We start from the raw sequence: 20,109 nt of genomic DNA on the forward strand, positions 1-20,109 counted from the left end.
TGGCTGATGTTTTGGAAGGTATTATTGAATCACTCTAAATAAGCAGAAAAGGAGAACTGCTATGCCTTATATGGAAATAGAAGCGGGGACGGAATTGTATTATCAGGATCAGGGAGAAGGGCAAACTGTCGTGTTTGTTCACGGAGTGATGATGAGCAGCAAGTTTTTCGGGAATCAGCTTGACTATTTCAAGCAACGTTATCGGACCATTACATTCGATTTGCGAGGACACGGGGAATCGAGCAAAGTGCCTTATGGGCACACGGTCGCGAACTATGCAAAGGACTTGAAACGGTTCATGGAAAAACTCGATTTGAACGAAGTGATCCTTGTTGGCTGGTCAATGGGTGCTTTTGTTGTGTGGGACTATTTCAATCAATTTGGCAGTGACCATGTTAAAGCGGTGACCATTGTTGATCAATCCCCATCTGATTATCTATGGGATGGTTGGGAGTATGGGGCATTCAATTTTGAAGCAATCAAAGGTGTCATGCAGGCAATCCAGGAGGATCAGCATGCTTTTAACAGTGAGTTCATTTACGGCATGTTCAAGGAAAAGCCCGATCCGGACCAGCATCGTTGGATTTTAGAAGAGATGATGAAGCTGCCCGCAGCGATAGCGAGCACTATTGTATTCAATCAAACAGCAGTCGATTATCGAGAAACGCTCTCAAACGTCACGGTACCGACACTGATTTGTTTCGGCCGTGACGACACATTCTTCCCGGTGGCTGCCGGAGAATATATCCAGCAGCGCATACCCGATTCTAGACTGATTGCCTTTGAAAATAGCAGCCATTGTTTATTTTTGGAGGAACCGGATAAGTTTAACAGGGAATTAGATGCGTTTTTTCGATCATTAAAGTGAGAAGATACAAAAGGATGGCGCCTGTAGGTAAGGGCGCCATCTTTTCTATTTTTCAGAGAAATAGTTGAAGATGGAAAGGAGGCAGAAAGCCCTCATTCTTTTCAATAAACCAATCATTGGACAAGAAAAAAGAGTCGATTTTCTTTTTTTAAGTCAAAGAAAATCGACTCTTTTTGGACTGGCCCTTGAAAATTCCACGATGAGCGGACCGTGATGACGCCTGCGGGAACAGCGCGAGCAGAAGATCCACTTGGTCAAGTGATTTTCTAGACCAAGTTAGCTTAGCGTGCCCGCGGCAAGCATACACCGACAATTTATTCGGGGAATCAACAACGAACGTTGACAGCAATTTTATAATAAAAGAACTTTTTCAGTGGCCTCGCCACATGACACTGGTTTTTTCTTATAATAGAAGAAAGTAAGGAATTCACTTGAAAGTTCCAAGGATGCTGGAAGTAACCCCCCTTTGTTGTCACATACGTTTTCTCGATATAGCATTGCGCATGTGGGTGAGTGCTTCTTTTGATTGATTGGCTTTTTTGATGCTGTAATTCACGTACAGAGCGTCGATCAAGGAGAGTTCTGCTATTCGTGAAGATAATGCTTCTGATCGGAATTCGGTTTCTTGCGATGCGGTATAAAGGCAGACATCGACCAGTTTATTCAACGGAGACTTGGCATAATTGGTGATTCCGATTGTCTGTACCCTGTTTTCAAACGCCAGTTCAGCAACTTCGAGTAAATCTTTGTTTGCTCCCGTATGAGAAATGAAGACAGCGGTATCACTACTGGTTAATTGCGAAACGGCCATTAATTGCATATGGGTATCGGTGTGTGCGTAGCTCGGCAGTCCTGTCCGCATGAATTTATGCTGTCCATCGAGAGCAATTATCCCGGAACCGCCATTTCCGTAAAAATGGACTTGGTTTGATTGAACGAGGAGCTGGACAGCTTTTTGGAAATTCCCCGGATCCTGGATTTCCCGTGTATATTCTAAAGCATTGATATTGGATTGAAAAACCTTTTGTGCAATCTCCAATTCAGAATCTTCCGCACTGATGGTTTCGTGAATATCCTTGATGGGATTTACAATTTCCGAGGCCAATGCAATTTTCAATGCTTGATACCCTTTGAAACCGAGACGTTTGCAAAATCGGAACACGGTGGCATCCGCGACATTCAAATCATCCGAAACCTGATTGATGGTAGAGTGGATGATGCCGGCAGGCTGCTCCAGTATAAAGTCGGCGATTTGCTTTTCCTTGTCACTTAATTGCTGATAAATCGAACGAATCCTCCTGGTTACGCTTACATTTTGGTTTTCAACCACGAATGCTCCTCCTTGTGAATCTCTTTTCTATAATACTAAAGGAAATTATTTTAATAATAAAGAGAAAAATGTGAAAAAATATTTCTTTTAACACTTGATGCGAAAAAAATTTCATGTATAATTGGTAAACAAGAAAAATATTTTCTTTAACAAATACTTGTTTTTTAGGGAAAAGATAATTTAGCGTTAGTTTGAAAGCGCTCTACTTAATGAAAGTTTTAAGAATGGAGGAAATCCAATGAGTGAGCAAGTAGTCATAGCCATCGATATCGGGACAACGAGTACAAAAATACTTGCATATGATAAAGCCGGAAATGCCTGGGCCGAAGAAGAACAGGAATACCCGCTTTACACCCCGCATCCTGGCTGGAAAGAACAAAATCCGGAAGAGATCTTTCAAGCTTTGAAAACCGCACTTCGACTAGTTTTGAAAGCGGTTGATAAACAAGGGGGCACTCCCGGCGGTATCGGCTTCAGCGCAGCGATGCACAGCTTGATCGCCATGGATGAAAACGGTAACCCGCTGACGGGATCGCTGACTTGGGCGGACCAGCGGTCGGTTGAGGAAACCGAAGAACTGAAAAGCGGAGAAGGTCATGAAATTTACTTGCGCACCGGAACCCCTATCCATCCGATGTCTCCGCTGACCAAATTGCTTTGGTTCCGCAAGCATGATCAGGAAACTTTTGAAAGGGCTTCAAAATGGATTTCGATTAAAGAATATGTGTTTTATCGATTGTTTGACAGGTATATTGTCGATTATTCCATCGCCTCGGCAACCGGCCTTTTCAACTTGGAAAAGCTTGATTGGGACAAGGAAGCACTTGATCTGACTGGAATCAGCAAAGAACAGCTCTCCGATCCAGTGCCGACGACATATCTAGTCAGTGGATTAAGCGCTGAAAAAGCAAAAGACCTCGGCCTGCCAACGGACATTCCGTTTGTCATCGGAGCCAGTGACGGAGTCCTCGCCAATTTAGGAGTCGGTGCGATCGACCCTGGGTCTGTGGCCTGTTCAATCGGCACAAGCGGGGCCATCCGTACAGTTGTTTCCAAACCATCTGTCGATCCGAAAGGAAGGATATTTTGTTATGCGCTGACAGACGATCAGTGGGTGATCGGTGGTCCGATCAACAATGGAGGGATAACTTTCCGCTGGGCCAGGGACAACTTGTTCCCAGACATAAAACAACAAGCAAAGCAAGCTGGAAGAGACCCTTACGATGATCTGGCTGAGATTGCTTCCAAGGTGAAACCAGGGTCGGATGGCCTGTTGTTTTTCCCTTACTTGACCGGGGAACGGGCTCCTTACTGGAATGCTGACACGAAGGGTGTATTTTTCGGACTGACATTGGATCACAGCCGGGATCAAATGATTCGCAGTGTGCTGGAGGGAGTCATGTTCCAAATGTACACGGTGGTCATCGCTTTGATTGAGGCCGGTGTGGAACCGGTGGAATTCCGCGCCAATGGTGGTTTCGCCCGTTCGGAGTTGTGGCGGCAGATTATGGCTGACATATTCGAAACGGAAATCATGGTTCCGGAAAGCCATCAATCCTCTTGTATGGGAGCTGCATGGTTGACTATGTACAAGCTGGGGATGGTCGAGCGGCTATCAGATATCAAAGAACTAGTCAAAACAAAAGTGAAACATGAACCAGTCAAAGCGAACAGTGATGCCTATAACAAATTGAAGCCATTGTTCATCCGCCTGGCCAGGGATTTACAGAGCGATTTCGAGGTGATGGCAGATATTCAACGCCAGTATGCTGAAGAACAAGCCTAAAAGGCAGTGAACGGGAGAAGTCACCGCGAAAGAGTCTGCCGGGACAGTGAATTTGTTCCGACAGTTTCTTTTGAAAACAATAGTAAACGCTTTCCTGAATATAAAAGGAAGCAATATTACATGAAAAAGGGGAATGTATATGACATCTACATCAGGATTAATTATTGTAGCAGTATTAGCAGTCGTATTATTGTTGTTTCTAGTCATGCGCACTAAATTGCAGGCGTTTATCGCACTATTGGTAGTCAGCTTGCTAGTGGGACTGGCAGTGGGAATGTCACCTGCCGACATTATTACGACCATTGAAGAAGGAATGGGAGGAACGCTCGGTTTCATTGCTGTCATCATCGGCCTTGGAGCCATGTTCGGTGAAATGCTCCGTGTTTCCGGCGGGGCGGAACGTCTAGCACTGACACTGATGGACAAATTCGGTGAAAAAAATGTTTCGTGGGCATTGGGTTTAACTGGTTTTATCGTTTCGATTCCTGTTTTTCTTGACGTCGCACTCGTCATTCTCGTTCCGATTATATACAGCTTGACACAAAAAACGAAAAAATCCTTGCTTTATTTCGGAATTCCATTGATGGCCGGTCTGGCTGTAACACACTCATTCATTCCGCCGACCCCGGGTCCGATTTCCGTTGCGTCCCTGCTTGATGCAGATCTGGGCTGGGTTATCTTGTTCGGTGCTATAGCAGGTATTCCTGCCATGATTTTGGCCGGTCCTGTGTTTGGTAAATATATCGCCAATAAAATTCATATCGGTGTACCAGAATACATGATGGAGCAAATGAAAGAAGTAGACTATGACCGCGAATTGCCCAGCTTTGGCAGCGTTGTCTCTATTATATTGCTTCCATTGATTTTGATCCTGATCAACACGACAGCAGATTTGGTGCTTGCAGAAGAAAGTACCGTGAGAGAAGTCTTGACGTTTATCGGTCACCCGTTCGTAGCATTGACAGTGGCATCCTTATTGACGTTTTATATTTTTGGCTATAAAAGGGGATACAAAAAAGAAGAGATACAGCAAATTACAACCAAAGCATTGGAGCCTGCAGGTATTATCATCCTGGTGACAGGGGCAGGTGGTGTATTCGGCGAAATGCTCATCCAATCCGGGATCGGTGATATCCTGGCCGATGCCATGAAAGATGCCAACATGCCATTGATTGTCTTCGCGTTTATTACAGCTACCGTCGTCCGGATTGCACAAGGTTCTGCTACCGTTTCGATGATCACTGCTGCAGGTTTAGTGTCGCCGCTGCTGGATTCTTTCAATGTCAGTGAACCGATGCTAGGTCTACTCGTCATTGCCATTGCTTCTGGTGCCACAGTGGTTTCCCATGTCAATGATTCAGGATTCTGGCTCGTCAACCGTTACTTTGGACTGACAGAAAAACAGACATTGAAATCCTGGACAGTCATGGAAACAATCATTGGTCTGGTAGGCTTTGGAGTCGCACTACTGATAAGTTTGTTTGTTTAACGGGAATCGAATGAAGGAGGAAACATCATGAAAATAGGACTAATCGGTCTTGGAAAAATGGGATATGAAATTGGTTCACACATGCTAGAGAAAGGGCACGAAGTAACAGCTTATGATGTGGCTGAAGAGCAAGTGGACAAGTTCCGGCAGGAGGGTGGAAAAGGAGCTGATTCGTTATCCGGATTAATCGACACTCTGGAGGCTCCGAGAACTATCTGGGTGATGGTGCCTGCCGGCGAAATCACGGAAAGTGTCCTGAATGAATTGAAACCTTTGTTGTCCCGTGACGATATCGTGATCGATGCGGGAAACTCCCATTACAAAGATACACTTGCCCAATATGAGAGCTTTAAGAAACAGGGGGTCCACTTTTTCGATTGCGGTACGAGCGGGGGCGTATCGGGAGCTCGCAATGGAGCCTGTTTCATGGTAGGCGGTGATCAGCAGCAATTTGAGCGGATAGAGCCATTATTCAGCGAACTTGCTGTAGAGAATGGTTATCACTACGCCGGAAAAGGCGGCAGCGGCCACTTTTTGAAAATGGTCCATAATGGAATTGAGTATGGCATGATGGCTGCCATCGGAGAAGGATTTGAAATCCTGGAAAAAAGTCCTTTTGATTATGACTACCAGGCAGTTGCAAAGGTGTGGAACAATGGTTCCGTCATCAGAAGCTGGTTGATGGAATTGATGGAAGGCGCCTTCTCCAAGGATGCAAGACTTGATGATATCCGCGGTGTCATGAATTCTTCCGGAGAGGGCAAATGGACAGTAGAATCGGCTTTGGATTTCGAAACGGCAGCACCGGTCATCGCCCTTTCCTTGATGATGCGTTACCGTTCACAGGAAACGGATACATTCACTGGAAAAGTTGTTTCGGCACTGAGGCACGAATTCGGCGGCCATGCGGTCGAAAAAAAGTAGTAACGGTGTGAAGGAGGAATGCAGATGAATAATGCTATAGATTTGGTGAAACAAGAAAAAATCGTCTCGATTATCAGGTTAGAACAAGCAGATCAAGTGGAAGCAGTAGCACGAAGTCTTTATCGGGCCGGCATCAAAATCATCGAGGTCACCATGAACACTCCAGGGGCACTGGAAGCAATACGTACGATAAACCATATGCCGGAAGCGATACTAGCAGGTGCGGGAACTGTCCTGGATGCTGCCTCGGCAAATGCGGCAATCCGTGCCGGCGCCAAGTTTTTGCTTGCCCCTACCTTGAATACAGAGACAATCAAGACGGGCAACCGTTACGGGGTGCCGGTCATACCTGGAGTGATGACGCCCACGGAGGCGCTTACTGCTCACGAGGCTGGTGCCAGGATGGTCAAGGTTTTTCCCGTCCGTTCACTCGGACCGGCTTTCGCCAAAGACATAAAAGGTCCATTGCCACAGACTGAATTGATGGCGGTCGGGGGCGTTTCAGCAGAAAATGCCGGGGAATTTTTCAAAGCTGGCTGGGATGCCGTCGGAATCGGCGGTTCCCTGGTCAACCCGCAGCTCGTCAGGGAAAAACGGTTTGAAGAAATTGAAACGGAAGCTAAAAAATTGGTACAAGCCAGAGACAAATCGAATCAGTCATAGAAATAGAAAGCGGGGAGGAGACATTGCATCATCGTATTTTTATCGATACAGGCACAACAAACTCCCGGATCCGGCTCCTTGACAGTAGAAACGGAAAGATAATGGATACGTATAAACTTGCAATCGGTGTGAAAAACGCAGCTGTTGCAGGGACAAATCAGATACTGAAGGAAAAATTGGCTGATGGAATCAAGCAGTTGCTCGAAAACAATCAGCTCCAAGCAGCAGATATCCGCTTCATTGCAGCGTCCGGCATGATCACCTCTGGACTTGGTTTGCATGAAGTCCCCCATGTGGAAGCACCCGCCACATTGTCCGAGGTTGCTTCCAATGCAGAGATTAAGCAGGAAAAGTGTTTTTTATCGATCCCAACTGTCTATATTCCAGGTATGAAAAACAGGATCGATGGATTAGCGGATATCAATGACTATGACGTCATGCGAGGGGAAGAAGTGGAAACCTACGGGTTGTTGCAGCAAATTCTCCCGGAAGGAAAGGGGCTGATGATTTTGCCCGGCTCCCATACAAAGTACGTATTTGTGGAGGAAGAGCAAACGATTCGTTCCTGCATGTCCACGCTGGGAGGGGAGATGCTGCAGGCAATCAGCGAGCATACCATCCTGGCCGGCTCTCTTGACAGTCAGTTAATAAAGACAGTCGATGCCGAAGCGTTGGAAAAAGGGTTTCAGGCAGCTTCTACATACGGTTTAACCCGCAGTCTTTATCAGGTAAGGCTGTTGGACTTGTTTTCCGAATGGACAATCAATCAACGAGCGAACTATCTTGTGGGGGCTGTTCTGTATGAAGATATGAAGTCTCTCCAAACAATCGTTCTTGAAAAATCACAGCTTGACTGGGTCATTGTCGGAGGATCCGACCCGCTGCGAAAGGCTTTCTCTCAGCTGTTGAACACACATTTTACCGACTGGCATGTGATGGAAGCAACCGATGAACAGGTCGACCGTTCTTCTGTCCTGGGTGCCTGGGAAGTCGCTTCTGTAAAATTTCCGGAATAAAATTAGTAGAGGAGGAATCGTGATGAAAATAACCGAATATGAACTGTTCCAAGTACCGCCACGCTGGCTGTTTTTGAAAATAAGCACGGATGAAGGAGTCGTCGGATGGGGAGAGCCTGTCATCGAAGGAAGAGCGCACTCTGTGAAAGCGGCCGTAGAGGAATTGATGGAATACTTGATCGGTAAAGATCCTCTGCAAATCGAGGATCATTGGAACGTCATGTATCGTGCAGGTTTTTACCGAGGCGGTCCCATACTGATGAGCGCCATCGCAGGTATCGACCAGGCGTTGTGGGATATGAAAGGGAAATATTATAACGCCCCGGTGCATCAGCTGATGGGCGGCCGTTGTCGGGATACCATCAAAGTATATTCCTGGATCGGCGGCGATCGGCCCTCCGATGTCGGCACAGCTGCCAAACAGGCAGTCGATACAGGATTCACTGCAGTAAAAATGAACGGAACCGAAGAATTGCAGTATATCGATTCTTATGAAAAAATCGATCAGGCGGTCGAACGAGTTGCCGCCGTAAGGGATGCAGTCGGAAAAGGAGTCGGAATCGGCATCGATTTTCACGGCAGGGTCCATAAACCGATGGCGAAAATCCTGGCAAAAGAATTGGAAGCTTACCGGCCGATGTTCATCGAAGAACCCGTACTGTCAGAAAATGAGGAAGCTTTCAAGGAGATTGCCCGCACTACCCATATTCCGATTGCCACAGGTGAGCGGATGTTTTCCCGTTGGGACTTTAAGAATCTTCTGGCCGACGGTTATGTCGATATCATTCAGCCGGATTTATCACACGCTGGAGGCATAACGGAATGCAAAAAGATTGCATCGATGGCGGAAGCATACGATGTCGCCCTGGCGCCGCATTGTCCGCTGGGACCGATAGCGCTGGCAGCGTGTCTGCAGGTAGACGCCAGTTCACATAATGCTTTCATTCAAGAACAAAGTCTTGGGATTCATTACAATAAAGAAAATGACATCCTGGATTATATCAAGGATCGCAGTGTGTTTGCCTATAAGGATGGTTATGTCGCCATTCCGGACGGTCCCGGTCTTGGCATCGAAGTAGATGAAGACTATGTCCGTCAACGTGCTAAAGAAGGCCACAATTGGCGTAATCCTGTTTGGCGGCATCGGGACGGAAGCCTTGCCGAGTGGTAAGTCTGTATAATTTCCGGTAATCGGGCGAAAAGAATAGAAGACAAAGCCGAACGATGATTCAAAATCTCAAGGATTTGAACGCGTTCGGTTTTTCTTTTCTTGCGGAAAACCTTGGCGAAAAAACCGTTCGATCCTGCTCCTATAAATAGTGCAAACATACCCTTTGGCCAGGTACTTCGCTTTTTCCTGACGCGGTTTCCGCTAGCTTGCCAAAGAAAAGGTTGACAAGTGGATTTCCATATCTCGCATTTTATTTCCGGCAGGCGCAGGAGCGGGAGAAACGCCCTTCAAATGCATTTCATCCATTGCTTGAAGTTGGAAATGAGCCCACATTTACGGATCCGTATAGACCACATGAGGAAAGAGATAAAAATATTCTCCAGAAAGTTGAAAAATACGTTGTTTCTCTATATAATTAATCTAACTACCATACTAGTATTATAATCTTCGGTTTCTTACCGATGGAGGTGAGGATGATTTCTACTATCAAACGTATCAACGGATCAACGAGAGATTTTGTCTATGAAACAGTAAAGCAGCAAATTATCAATTGGGAATTAGAGCCGGGAACAAAGATTTCGGAAAAGGAAGTGGCTGAAAAGCTGGAAGTCAGCCGTACGCCTGTCAGAGAAGCATTTATGAATCTTGCGCAGGAGGAATTGCTCGGTGTCTACCCGCAAAGCGGCACACGTGTCTCGCAAATCGATTTAAGCCTGGTGGAAGAAGGTCGTTTTGTCAGAGAGAACATTGAAAGAGCCATCGTGAAAGAGGCCTGCAAGAATTTTGAGGAAGATCAATTATTTCAGTTAGAAACGAATTTGACGATGCAGGACCTATGTCTGGAAAAAGGGACACACCACCGACTTTTCGAGCTGGACGATGCGTTTCATCGTTTGTTGTTTGAAGGGAGCGGCAAAAAACGGACGTGGGAAATGATAAGAAAAATGAACACCCATTTTGATCGTCTGCGGATGCTGAGACTGGCGTCCAATCCGGATTGGGATGTACTTGTTTCCCAACATAAAGATATTTTCGGATACATTTCCAAGAAAGAGGCAGATTTGGCCGAGGAAGCTATGAAAACACATCTGCATCTAGTCGATTTTGAAAAAGAAGAGCTGAAAGAACGCTATCCAAGCTATTTTAAATAAGGTTGGTTATCCCTGAAAAAGAAGAATAGAGGATAGCTATTCTTTTATATAATTTGAAAGCGGTATCATCACTCTCGATTTAAGCGAACTATAAATCCGCACTCGCATCCACTGATGGAAGAGCTGTTTTGAACTGCCATATTAATATCATGGTTGTTGTTGAATAAAATGTAAAAGGAAGGGGTTTGACTATGATTCATGTTGCGATCATCGGGACGGGTGCGATTGCGCCTTCTCATATCAAAGGGTACCTGCAGTTTCCGGAAAGGTGTAAAATCACAGCGGTTTGTGATCCGGATATTGAAAAAGCCCGAAACACAGTAAAGTCATTTGGCATATCTGCCGATGTTTATTCTGATTATCAGGAACTTGCCAAACTGCCGGAACTTGACTTGGTTTCCGTCTGTACGCCTCCCTACACACACGCTCCCATATCGATCGATTTTTTACGTCAGGGAAAGCACGTTTTAGTGGAGAAACCGATGGCTTCCTCCTTGAAAGAATGCGACGAGATGATCAAGGCGGCAGAAGCCAGCGGCAAGATCCTGTCTGTCGTTGCTCAAAACCGTTTCCGCACGGACTTGATGAAGTTGAAAGCGATCCTGGATAAGAACTTGATTGGACCGGTGCTACATACCCAGGTCGATTCCTTTTGGTGGAGGGGACACAGCTACTATGACTTATGGTGGAGAGGGACATGGGAAAAAGAAGGCGGTGGATGCACATTGAATCATGCAGTCCACCATATCGATATCTTCCAGTGGATGAATGGAGTTCCTTCCGAGATCACAGCTGTCACCAGCAATACGGCTCATGACAATGCAGAAGTGGAAGATTTATCAATAGCTATCGGTCGTTACCAAAACGGCAACCTGGCTCAGATCACCAGTTCGGTTGTCCATCATGGGGAGGAACAGCAATTGATTTTCCAAGGAAAAAACGCTCGTGTTTCCTATCCCTGGAAGGTGGTCGCCTCCCGGTCAAAAGAAAATGGTTTTCCCCTTCAAGATGCGGAGCTTGAAGAAAAAATTGAATCGGTATACAACCAACTCCCCGATTTAGAATTCGAGGGGCATACTGGACAAATTCAAGACGTGCTCTCCTGTATCGAAGAGGGAAGACAAGTATTGGTCGATGGCAAACAGGGACGGCAGACGCTTGAATTGATTATGGCAATCTATCATTCTGCAACTTTACAAAAAACAGTCAGCCTCCCTTTGGCAAAAGATGATCCCTTTTATACAAGAGACGGTGTCATGCAGCATGTTCCTCGTTTTTACGAGAAAACGACATCTGTACAAGGGTTTGATGATAATACCATTACAACATGACAACCAGAAACGGAAAAAAAGGAGGAGAGGGGTAAATGAATAAGCAGGACGGGATGAATTATGCTCCTACAGGGGCGGCCGAACAAGTAGTGGGTAAAGGAGAATTCAAGTTCGCTGCAGTCGGACTGGATCATGGTCATATCTACGGTATGTGCAACGGTTTAATCGAATCAGGTGCAGAGTTGGTTGCTGTCTATGATCCGGATTACGATAAAGTGACTGCATTTCAACAAAAGTTTCCAGGGGCAGAGGCTGCTCCATCTAAACAAGCCGTGCTGGATAATCCGGAAATTCACCTGGTGGCAAGTGCCAATATTCCGGCAGACCGTGGTGCTTGGGGTCTGGAAGTGTTGGGTCACGGCAAGCATTTTTTCATCGATAAGCCTGCTTTCACTTCCTTGGAACAGGTAAAAGCAGCCCGTCGAAAAACGATTGATACCGGGTTGAAGTGGGGCATTTATTATAGCGAACGTCTTCATGTGGAGAGCGCGGTATATGCCGGACGGCTGATCGAAGAAGGAGCAATCGGCAGAGTGGTGCAGGTGATCGGTACCGGTCCGCACCGCGCCAATCCAGCCAACAGACCGGAGTGGTTCTTCGATCCTGAACGGTATGGCGGTATTTTGTGTGACATCGGCAGTCACCAAATTGAACAGTTCCTCCATTTTGCAGGTGCGGAAGATGCGGAAGTGCTTCATAGTAAAGTGGCCAACTATTCTTTCCCGAATCATCCCGAATTCCAGGACTTTGGCGATGCAACGTTGGTTGCCGACAATGGAGCAACCTTTTATTTCCGGGTTGACTGGCTGACGCCGGATGGACTTGGCACCTGGGGAGACGGCCGGGTATTTATTCTCGGGACAGAGGGGTACATCGAAATTCGGAAATACATCGACGTCGCTAGGGACGCTGCCTCGGATCATTTGTATTTAGTCAATCAGGAAGAAGAGAAACATTTCGAATTGAACGGAAAAGTGGGTTTTCCATTTTTCGGGTCGTTCATCCTCGATTGTCTGAACGGGACGGAAAATTCCATGACCCAGGAGCATGCATTCCGGGCTGCCGAGCTGTGTATCGAAGCACAACAACAGGCAGTGCACATCCATCGAGGTGGAGCAAAATAAACCGGTACATAACCAACGAAATGAAAAGAGGGATAAAGTGAAAGCATTTATGGATGAGGACTTCTTGTTGGAAACCGAAACAGCAAAACAGCTTTATCACGACTATGCAAAAGCGATGCCGATTTTTGATTACCATTGTCATTTGACAGCAGAGGAAATCGCCGTGGATAAACGTTTTTCTTCGCTGACGGAATTATGGCTGGAAGGGGATCATTATAAGTGGCGGGTACTAAGGGCTAATGGTGTGCCGGAAAAATATGTAACCGGATCAGCAGGGGAACGGGAAAAATTCGATAAATGGGCAGAAACAATTCCGCATTTAATCGGTAATCCACTGTATCATTGGACACATCTGGAATTGAGGCGGTGCTTCGGAGTAACCGACACGCTTTCCCCGGCAACTGCTGACAAGATATGGGAAGCATGCAATCAGAAAATACAGTCTCCATCGTTTAGCGCAAGGGAAATTGTCCGTTCTTTTAATGTGAAGGGACTGTGTACGACCGATGATCCGGTGGATTCACTGGAATATCACAAACAAATTGAACAGGACCCTTCCATAGACTTTAAGGTTTTGCCGACATTCCGGCCGGATGCTGCGCTGCATATTGAAGGGGCAGGATTCAGGGAATGGCTGGAGCGGTTGGAGAAAGCATCGGGCGGTGACATCACCAGTTACCAGGACTTTTTGCATGCCCTGGAAAAAAGAATCGATTACTTTCACGAATCCGGCTGCCGGCTGTCAGACCATGGGTTGGATTCTCCTTTCTTTTTGACTGCAACCAAGGAAAGGTGTAGTTATATTTTTAAAAGAGCCGTCAATAACGAGCGGATCAGCACACAAGAAGCCGCTCAATTCCGAACAGCGGTGCTGGTACACTTGGGGAAATACTACGCTGAAAAAGGATGGGCGATGCAGCTTCATATAGGCGGACTGCGCAACAATAACAAAAGGATGGAAGCTGAAATCGGACAGAATACGGGATTTGATTCGATTGCTGATTTTACGTATGCCTCCGATTTATCTAACTTTCTGAATGAACTCGATAAAACAGGGAGTCTGCCGAAAACCATACTATATAATTTGAATCCGCGTGACAATTATATGATTGCATCGATGGCCGGAAACTTTCAGGGGGATATACCAGGGAAAATTCAATTCGGGACTGCCTGGTGGTTCAATGATCATATCGAGGGAATGGAAAATCAAATGAAGACGCTAGCCAATGTCGGGGTTTTCTCCCGATTTATCGGAATGTTGACGGATTCCCGGAGTCTGCTTTCCTATACGAGACATGAATATTTCAGGCGGATATTGGCAAATTTGATCGGGGAATGGGTGGAAAACGGTGAAATGCCGGCTGATATCGACTGGCTGGGCAAGGTGGTACAGGATATTTCATACCACAATGTTTGTCATTATTTAGACATAGATTGATAGATAAGGGCGTGTTAGACATGAAAATGGTATTCCGCTGGTTTGGCGAAGGAAACGACAGTGTGTCGTTGAAACATATCAAACAGATACCGGGAGTTGAGGGGATTGTATGGGCATTGCATGATCTGCCGGTAGGTGAGGTGTGGCCTACGGATCGCATTCAAGAAGTGAAAAAACAGGCAGAGGATCATGGGTTTCATATAGATGTAGTAGAAAGTGTCAATGTCCATGAAGATATAAAATTGGGATTGCCATCAAGAGATAAGTATATTGATCACTATATTCAAACAATCAAAAATTTGGCTGCAGCCGGAGTAAAGGTGATTTGCTATAACTTCATGCCGGTTTTTGATTGGACACGGACCGAATTGTTCCGGCAGCATGAAGACGGTTCGACGGCACTGTATTTTGAAAACGAGAAAATCCGGAACTTGGATCCATTGGAGCTAGTCGAGACAATTTCCGATAATGCCGCCTATACGATGCCGGGGTGGGAACCGGAAAGGCTTCAGTATTTAACGAAGCTTTTTGACCAGTATCGTGGGATGACGGAAACAGACTTGTGGAACAATCTGCGCTATTTTCTCGAAAAAGTAATACCAGCGGCAGAGCAACACGATATCAAGCTGGCGATCCATCCGGATGATCCACCATGGTCAGTATTCGGACTGCCGAGAATCATCACCAGTAAGGAAAATATCCGACGGCTGCTGGATCTGGTGGACAGTCCAGCCAACGGGATCACGTTGTGCAGCGGTTCTCTCGGTGCCAATCCGGATAACAATGTTGCGGACATGGTCCGGGAATTCGCCGGTCGTATCCATTTTGCCCACATCCGCAACGTCAAGACAATGGACAATGGCAGCTTTATCGAAACCTCCCACCGTACTTCCGATGGTTCTGTCGATATTTACGATATCGTGAAAGCATACAAGGAGACAGGATATTCGGGTTATGTCCGTCCCGATCACGGACGACATATTTGGGATGAAGCTTGCAGGCCAGGCTATGGCCTTTATGATCGTGCACTCGGGATTATGTATTTATGGGGCATTTGGGATTCGTTGCTACGGACTAGAGAGGAGGACAATCTATATGCTGCCGGTAAATGATAATTTAAAAGGAAAGGTAGCTGTGATCACCGGAGGAAGCGGCGTATTATGCAGTGCCATGGCACGGGAACTTGGCAGGCAGGGAGTGAAAGTCGCCATCCTCAACAGGCAAATAGAAAATGGAAAAAAAGTAGAACAGGAGATTAAGGAAACAGGAGGGCAGGCAATGGCTGTCTCCTGTGATGTCTTGGACAGACAAAGCGTGGAACGTGCCGAGGAATTCATCCGTGAAAAATTCGGCGTTTGTGATATTCTGATAAACGGAGCGGGCGGAAATCATCCGGAGGGAACAACCACGAAGGAAAACTTTCGAGTGGAGGATTTAGAAAGCAATGATTTGCTGACCTTTTTTGATTTAACCATCGAAGGCTTTCAGTACGTTTTCAATTTGAACTTGATCGGAACGGTGATTCCCACTCAGATTTTTTCAAAACAAATGGCCGAAAGAAAAGGCGCAGTCATCATCAATATGTCTTCCATGAGTGCGCCTTCTCCGATGACGAAGGTGCCGGCATACAGTGCAGCCAAAGCCGGCATCGACAACTTTACCCAGTGGCTTTCTGTCCACATGGCCGATGTCGGCATCCGAGTGAACGCCATCGCCCCGGGCTTTTTCTTGACAGAGCAAAACAAAAACTTATTGACGAACAGTGATGGATCACTGACGGAACGATCAAATAAAATATTGTCGCAAACCCCCATGAAGCGTTTTGGAGAACCAGAAGACCTGCTCGGCACTTTGTTATGGTTGGTGGATGAAAATCTATCCGGGTTTGTAACAGGCACCACTATCCCGGTTGATGGAGGATTTATGGCTTATTCGGGTGTATAAGACGGTAAAAGCTCTGCCGGAGAATTGACTCCGGCAGTTTCTTCGTTTTATCGGACAATCGGCCTGTAATTTCATTTTAAACCCCTGCTGTTTATTTGACAGGGTAACAAATGCGGAACGGATAAAATAGTTGCCACTATCGCGACAGGATTGATAAGATGTCTTTAGTTAGTTCATACGTTAAACAAAGGTGAATATTTTTGAAAACGCTAACAAAAAGAAGAAAGCGGGGGAAAGGCATGCAGATAACCAATCCGATTCTTCCTGGTTTTCATCCAGATCCGTCGATTCTGCGCGTAGGCAATGATTATTACATAGCAGTTTCGACATTTGAATGGTTTCCTGGGGTGCAAATTTATCATTCGAGGGATTTACTTCATTGGGAGCTGTTGACTCATCCACTTACTAGAAGCTCCCAGATTCAATTGACAGGCAATGCTAATTCGGGTGGAGTATGGGCGCCTTGCTTAAGTTACTCGGATGGCGTCTTTTATTTACTGTTTACCGATGTGAAAAGCCGCAAAGGCGCCTTCAAAGACACACATAATTATTTGGTCACAGCAGAAAAAATTACTGGTCCGTGGTCGGATCCAATATTTTTGAACAGCAGTGGCTTCGATCCTTCGATGTTTCATGATGAGGACGGGAAAAAGTGGATGCTCAACATGATTTGGGATCATCGCAAAGGGAAGAATTCTTTTGCCGGCATTGCCCTGCAGCAATTTTCCACAAAGGAAAACAAGCTGGTCGGCCCCGTTCGGAATATTTTCTCCGGAACGGAACTGGGAGCAACGGAAGCACCTCACCTATACAAAAAGGATGGTTACTATCACTTAATGATGGCTGAGGGAGGAACCAGCTATGACCATGCTGTCACCATGGCAAGGGCGGCATCTATCACCGGGCCGTATCTTCCGGACCCGGACAATCCAATTCTCACTTCGGATAAAAGCAAGAGCGATGAACTTCAAAAAGCGGGTCACGGGAGTTTAGTGGAAACACAAAACGGTGAGTGGTACCTAGCCCATCTTTGCGCACGCCCGGTTGGAGATCACAAGTGCATTCTCGGAAGGGAAACAGGTTTGCAAAAATGCTACTGGACAAAGGATGGCTGGCTTCGCGTGGAGAGTGGGCCCAACCCGCAATGGCAAGTGCAAGGACCTGCCTTGAAAAAGGCGCCGGTCGAAGTAGAAAGCAAACATGATGACTTTCGGGAAAAGGAGTTGAAGCGTTATTGGAACGCTTTAAGACAGCCTTTTTCCGAGAATTGGATTTCGTTAACTGAAAGAGAGGGATATCTGCGGTTGAAAGGGGGCGAATCATTAAACTCCTTGCATCGTCAGAGCTTGATAGCCCGCAGGCTGGAAAGTTTTCATGCCATCGTAGAAACCGCTGTCGATTTCCGGCCGGAAACTTTTCAACAAATGGCAGGTTTGATTGTGTACTATGACACGGATGACTATGTTTATCTAAGAATCAGCCGTGATGAACAACTGGGCAAATGTCTCGGAATCCTTCATAACAAATACGGTATATATGATGAACCGCTGCCAAAAGATATTCCGCTCCCAGACCAAGCACTTTATTACCTGCGAGTCGAGATAGACAGGAAAGACCTGCAATTCGCTTACTCTCTAGACCAGAATACATGGAATAAAATCGGTGATGTAGTGGATATCAGTCATCTTTCTGATGATGCTACTGAGCTGAATTCACTTCGCTTTACGGGGACGTTTGTAGGCATGTGCTGTCAGGATTTAAGTGGAGGGAATCGTTCTGCCGATTTTCATCACTTTTATTATACTGAACAGGACATCTAAGCATGTACTCAAACACACCACGGACACCGGCATCTAATTTGTGATTGTTCCTTATGTATGTCCTATAGGAAGGAAGGAAATGAGAAATGAAAAAAGCATTGATATTTCAAGGCGGATGGGAAGGGCATGAGCCGGCCGAGGTCGCTGGAATTTTGGCAGACATTCTACAAGAAGAAAAGTTCGAAACGAAAATCACCGGTTCGTTGCAAACGCTGGAACGAGATGATTTAAGCGGCTATGACTTGATCGTGCCGAATTGGACGCAGGGGGAAATTGACGATGAGCAGCTCATGCCTCTACTGGAAGCGGTGGCATCCGGAACAGGACTGGCAGGACTGCATGGCGGATTGGGTGACTCTTTCCGCAGGGCGACCGATTACCAATTCATGGTCGGCGGGCAGTGGGTGGCCCATCCTGGGAACGACGGCGTAGAATACATTGTTCGCATCAACGATCCAGGCCATCCACTAACCCATGGAATGAAGGATTTCACCGTCGTTTCCGAACAATATTATATGCATGTCGATCCAGTAGTGAATGTTCATGCCGTCACTACTTTTCCGGTGGCAGACGGACCGCATGCAGGGAATGGAAAAGTAGACATGCCAGTTGTCTGGACAAAAAAGTGGGGAAGCGGGAAGGTGTTCTATTGTTCTCTCGGCCATGCTGCGGATATTGTCAGGATGCCGGAAGTAACGGCAATGATGAGGAATGGGTTTAACTGGGCTGCACGATGATACAAGGAAGGGAAGGGTTCGGAATGGGAAAAATGCTGGCAGGTATTATCGGTTGCGGCAATATCAGCAGTATTTACTTTGAAAATTTGAAAAAATTCGAGGTGGTCGAAGTCATTGCATGCGCAGATTTGGATATCGAACGGGCGAGGGCAAAAGCGGAGAAATATCAAATTCCTCATGCCTATACACCGGAAGAACTCTTAGCAGATCCTGCTATAGACATCGTGATCAACTTGACTATTCCGGCTGTCCATGCCGAGGTGGCGCAAAAGGCACTGCAGGCAGGCAAGCATGTATACGGAGAAAAACCGCTTGCTGTCAGCAAAGAAGAGGGACGGGCCGTTCTGGAAACAGCCAGCAACAAAGGATTGCATGTCGGCAATGCCCCCGATACTTTTTTGGGCGGCGGACTGCAGACTTCCCGGAAGTTACTGGATGATGGTTGGATCGGCAAGCCTGTATCTGCAGTTGCGTTCATGATGGTTCCCGGTCATGAGCGCTGGCACCCGGATCCTGCTTTTTATTATCAGGAGGGCGGGGGACCGATGTTTGATATGGGGCCTTACTATCTGACAGCTTTGACGTTTTTGTTGGGTCCGGTAAGCCGGGTGACCGGATCGGCCAGCATAACATTCCCGGAGCGAACCATAACCAGTGAGCCTAAATTCGGGGAAAAAATCCAGGTAACCACTCCAACACAGATAAATGGTGTCGTGGATTTTTCCAGTGGAGCTATCGCTTCGATCATAACCAGCTTCGACACTTGGCATCATCAGCTGCCGCATATCGAAATTTATGGTACGGAAGGCAGCATGATCGTTCCGGATCCAAATACATTTGGAGGTCCCGTCTTTCTCAGAAGACAGGATGATAAACAGTGGACAGAAGTGCCATTGAGCCATGGCTTTGCGGAAAACAGCAGGGGGATTGGCGTTGCAGAAATGGCTTATTCGATTCTGGCTGGAAGGCAGTCGCGGGCGGACGGCGAAATGGCTTATCACATTTTAGAGATCATGCATGGTTTTCTCGAGTCATCGCAAAGCGGAAAACATGTCATCATGTCCAGCAGCTGCAGCCAGCCTGATTTGCTGCCAACAGGAGTTTCTCAGCAGAACTTTGATAAAAAGATGTCAATCTAGCAGCCAAGAAGAATGAAAATGTTGCTTGAGGGCAGGCGCCGGATCTGGATGAGACTGTTCCTGTAAATATTGCTCCCCAGGCATTCATTTTAGGTTCTCTGTCAAATGTGGTGGTGTGATTTTACTTCCATCCTCTTTTTATTGAAAGGCTCATTCAAAAAAAGCTATTTTACTCAGA

The 20,109-nt window shown here is 46.4% G+C and carries 17 protein-coding genes; 16 read left to right on the forward strand and 1 reads right to left on the reverse strand.

Annotated features, from left to right (window positions below; genetic code table 11):
* Window positions 1–61: 61 nt before the first annotated feature.
* A complete protein-coding gene (locus tag F6X55_RS10365) occupies window positions 62–868 on the forward strand; it encodes an alpha/beta fold hydrolase (RefSeq protein ID WP_026571053.1) in 807 nt (268 codons plus the stop codon).
* 472 nt (window positions 869–1,340) lie between these two features.
* Here F6X55_RS10365 and F6X55_RS10370 read toward each other — a convergent pair whose 3' ends face one another.
* A complete protein-coding gene (locus tag F6X55_RS10370) occupies window positions 1,341–2,198 on the reverse strand; it encodes a MurR/RpiR family transcriptional regulator (RefSeq protein ID WP_026571052.1) in 858 nt (285 codons plus the stop codon).
* A gap of 238 nt (window positions 2,199–2,436) precedes the next feature.
* On the opposite strand from F6X55_RS10370, the gene gntK reads away from it, so the two are divergent.
* The 15 genes from gntK (at window position 2,437) to F6X55_RS10445 (ending at window position 19,931) form a co-directional block, all read left to right on the forward strand.
* Window positions 2,437–3,984 carry a gluconokinase gene (gene gntK / locus F6X55_RS10375; RefSeq protein WP_026772220.1) on the forward strand — a complete coding sequence of 516 codons (1,548 nt, stop codon included), beginning with the start codon at window positions 2,437–2,439 and terminating at the stop codon, window positions 3,982–3,984.
* 139 nt (window positions 3,985–4,123) lie between these two features.
* Window positions 4,124–5,473 (forward strand): GntP family permease, encoded by a 1,350-nt coding sequence (locus F6X55_RS10380; protein ID WP_026772221.1) that lies wholly within the window; start codon window positions 4,124–4,126, stop codon window positions 5,471–5,473.
* Window positions 5,474–5,500: 27 nt separating this feature from the next.
* Window positions 5,501–6,397: a phosphogluconate dehydrogenase (NAD(+)-dependent, decarboxylating) gene (gene gnd, locus F6X55_RS10385; protein ID WP_026571049.1), complete on the forward strand. Its 897-nt coding sequence runs from the start codon at window positions 5,501–5,503 to the stop codon at window positions 6,395–6,397.
* 24 nt (window positions 6,398–6,421) lie between these two features.
* Window positions 6,422–7,060 carry a bifunctional 4-hydroxy-2-oxoglutarate aldolase/2-dehydro-3-deoxy-phosphogluconate aldolase gene (locus F6X55_RS10390; protein ID WP_051382206.1) on the forward strand — a complete coding sequence of 213 codons (639 nt, stop codon included), beginning with the start codon at window positions 6,422–6,424 and terminating at the stop codon, window positions 7,058–7,060.
* Between the two features lie 23 nt (window positions 7,061–7,083).
* Entirely contained in the window at window positions 7,084–8,076 is a 993-nt protein-coding gene (locus F6X55_RS10395; protein WP_161993071.1) for a 2-dehydro-3-deoxygalactonokinase, read from the forward strand.
* 22 nt (window positions 8,077–8,098) lie between these two features.
* Window positions 8,099–9,247, forward strand: a complete 1,149-nt coding sequence (gene dgoD / locus F6X55_RS10400; RefSeq protein ID WP_026571046.1) for a galactonate dehydratase — start codon at window positions 8,099–8,101, stop codon at window positions 9,245–9,247.
* A 473-nt stretch (window positions 9,248–9,720) separates the two neighbouring features.
* Entirely contained in the window at window positions 9,721–10,398 is a 678-nt protein-coding gene (locus F6X55_RS10405) for a GntR family transcriptional regulator (protein ID WP_026571045.1), read from the forward strand.
* A gap of 191 nt (window positions 10,399–10,589) precedes the next feature.
* Window positions 10,590–11,729 (forward strand): Gfo/Idh/MocA family protein, encoded by a 1,140-nt coding sequence (locus tag F6X55_RS10410; protein ID WP_026571044.1) that lies wholly within the window; start codon window positions 10,590–10,592, stop codon window positions 11,727–11,729.
* A gap of 35 nt (window positions 11,730–11,764) precedes the next feature.
* Window positions 11,765–12,853 (forward strand): Gfo/Idh/MocA family protein, encoded by a 1,089-nt coding sequence (locus F6X55_RS10415; RefSeq protein WP_026571043.1) that lies wholly within the window; start codon window positions 11,765–11,767, stop codon window positions 12,851–12,853.
* 37 nt (window positions 12,854–12,890) lie between these two features.
* The gene (uxaC, locus tag F6X55_RS10420; protein ID WP_153463098.1) at window positions 12,891–14,291 is read left to right on the forward strand and encodes a glucuronate isomerase; all 1,401 of its coding nucleotides are present in this window, start codon (window positions 12,891–12,893) and stop codon (window positions 14,289–14,291) included.
* A gap of 20 nt (window positions 14,292–14,311) precedes the next feature.
* Window positions 14,312–15,403: a mannonate dehydratase gene (gene uxuA, locus F6X55_RS10425; RefSeq protein WP_153463101.1), complete on the forward strand. Its 1,092-nt coding sequence runs from the start codon at window positions 14,312–14,314 to the stop codon at window positions 15,401–15,403.
* A complete protein-coding gene (locus tag F6X55_RS10430) occupies window positions 15,387–16,235 on the forward strand; it encodes an SDR family oxidoreductase (protein WP_026571040.1) in 849 nt (282 codons plus the stop codon). Before uxuA ends, F6X55_RS10430 begins: the two co-directional genes overlap by 17 nt.
* Before the next feature lie 239 nt (window positions 16,236–16,474).
* Window positions 16,475–18,055 (forward strand): glycoside hydrolase family 43 protein, encoded by a 1,581-nt coding sequence (locus tag F6X55_RS10435; RefSeq protein WP_153463349.1) that lies wholly within the window; start codon window positions 16,475–16,477, stop codon window positions 18,053–18,055.
* Window positions 18,056–18,141: 86 nt separating this feature from the next.
* Entirely contained in the window at window positions 18,142–18,792 is a 651-nt protein-coding gene (locus tag F6X55_RS10440; protein ID WP_153463103.1) for a ThuA domain-containing protein, read from the forward strand.
* A gap of 23 nt (window positions 18,793–18,815) precedes the next feature.
* A complete protein-coding gene (locus tag F6X55_RS10445; RefSeq protein ID WP_026772226.1) occupies window positions 18,816–19,931 on the forward strand; it encodes a Gfo/Idh/MocA family protein in 1,116 nt (371 codons plus the stop codon).
* Window positions 19,932–20,109 lie beyond the last annotated feature (178 nt).

This window comes from Sediminibacillus terrae, assembly GCF_009602435.1.
Classification (GTDB): domain Bacteria; phylum Bacillota; class Bacilli; order Bacillales; family Amphibacillaceae; genus Sediminibacillus; species Sediminibacillus terrae.

What these genes read in the sequence shown, in the direction of transcription:
- F6X55_RS10390 (WP_051382206.1), top strand. Translation starts at nt 6,422, where the DNA reads ATGAATAATGCTATAGATTTGGTGAAACAAGAAAAAATCGTCTCGATT.
- gnd (WP_026571049.1), top strand. Translation starts at nt 5,501, where the DNA reads ATGAAAATAGGACTAATCGGTCTTGGAAAAATGGGATATGAAATTGGT.
- F6X55_RS10415 (WP_026571043.1), top strand. Translation starts at nt 11,765, where the DNA reads ATGAATAAGCAGGACGGGATGAATTATGCTCCTACAGGGGCGGCCGAA.
- F6X55_RS10410 (WP_026571044.1), top strand. Translation starts at nt 10,590, where the DNA reads ATGATTCATGTTGCGATCATCGGGACGGGTGCGATTGCGCCTTCTCAT.
- F6X55_RS10380 (WP_026772221.1), top strand. Translation starts at nt 4,124, where the DNA reads ATGACATCTACATCAGGATTAATTATTGTAGCAGTATTAGCAGTCGTA.
- F6X55_RS10445 (WP_026772226.1), top strand. Translation starts at nt 18,816, where the DNA reads ATGGGAAAAATGCTGGCAGGTATTATCGGTTGCGGCAATATCAGCAGT.
- F6X55_RS10430 (WP_026571040.1), top strand. Translation starts at nt 15,387, where the DNA reads ATGCTGCCGGTAAATGATAATTTAAAAGGAAAGGTAGCTGTGATCACC.
- F6X55_RS10365 (WP_026571053.1), top strand. Translation starts at nt 62, where the DNA reads ATGCCTTATATGGAAATAGAAGCGGGGACGGAATTGTATTATCAGGAT.
- gntK (WP_026772220.1), top strand. Translation starts at nt 2,437, where the DNA reads ATGAGTGAGCAAGTAGTCATAGCCATCGATATCGGGACAACGAGTACA.
- uxuA (WP_153463101.1), top strand. Translation starts at nt 14,312, where the DNA reads ATGAAAATGGTATTCCGCTGGTTTGGCGAAGGAAACGACAGTGTGTCG.
- dgoD (WP_026571046.1), top strand. Translation starts at nt 8,099, where the DNA reads ATGAAAATAACCGAATATGAACTGTTCCAAGTACCGCCACGCTGGCTG.
- F6X55_RS10405 (WP_026571045.1), top strand. Translation starts at nt 9,721, where the DNA reads ATGATTTCTACTATCAAACGTATCAACGGATCAACGAGAGATTTTGTC.
- F6X55_RS10440 (WP_153463103.1), top strand. Translation starts at nt 18,142, where the DNA reads ATGAAAAAAGCATTGATATTTCAAGGCGGATGGGAAGGGCATGAGCCG.
- F6X55_RS10435 (WP_153463349.1), top strand. Translation starts at nt 16,475, where the DNA reads ATGCAGATAACCAATCCGATTCTTCCTGGTTTTCATCCAGATCCGTCG.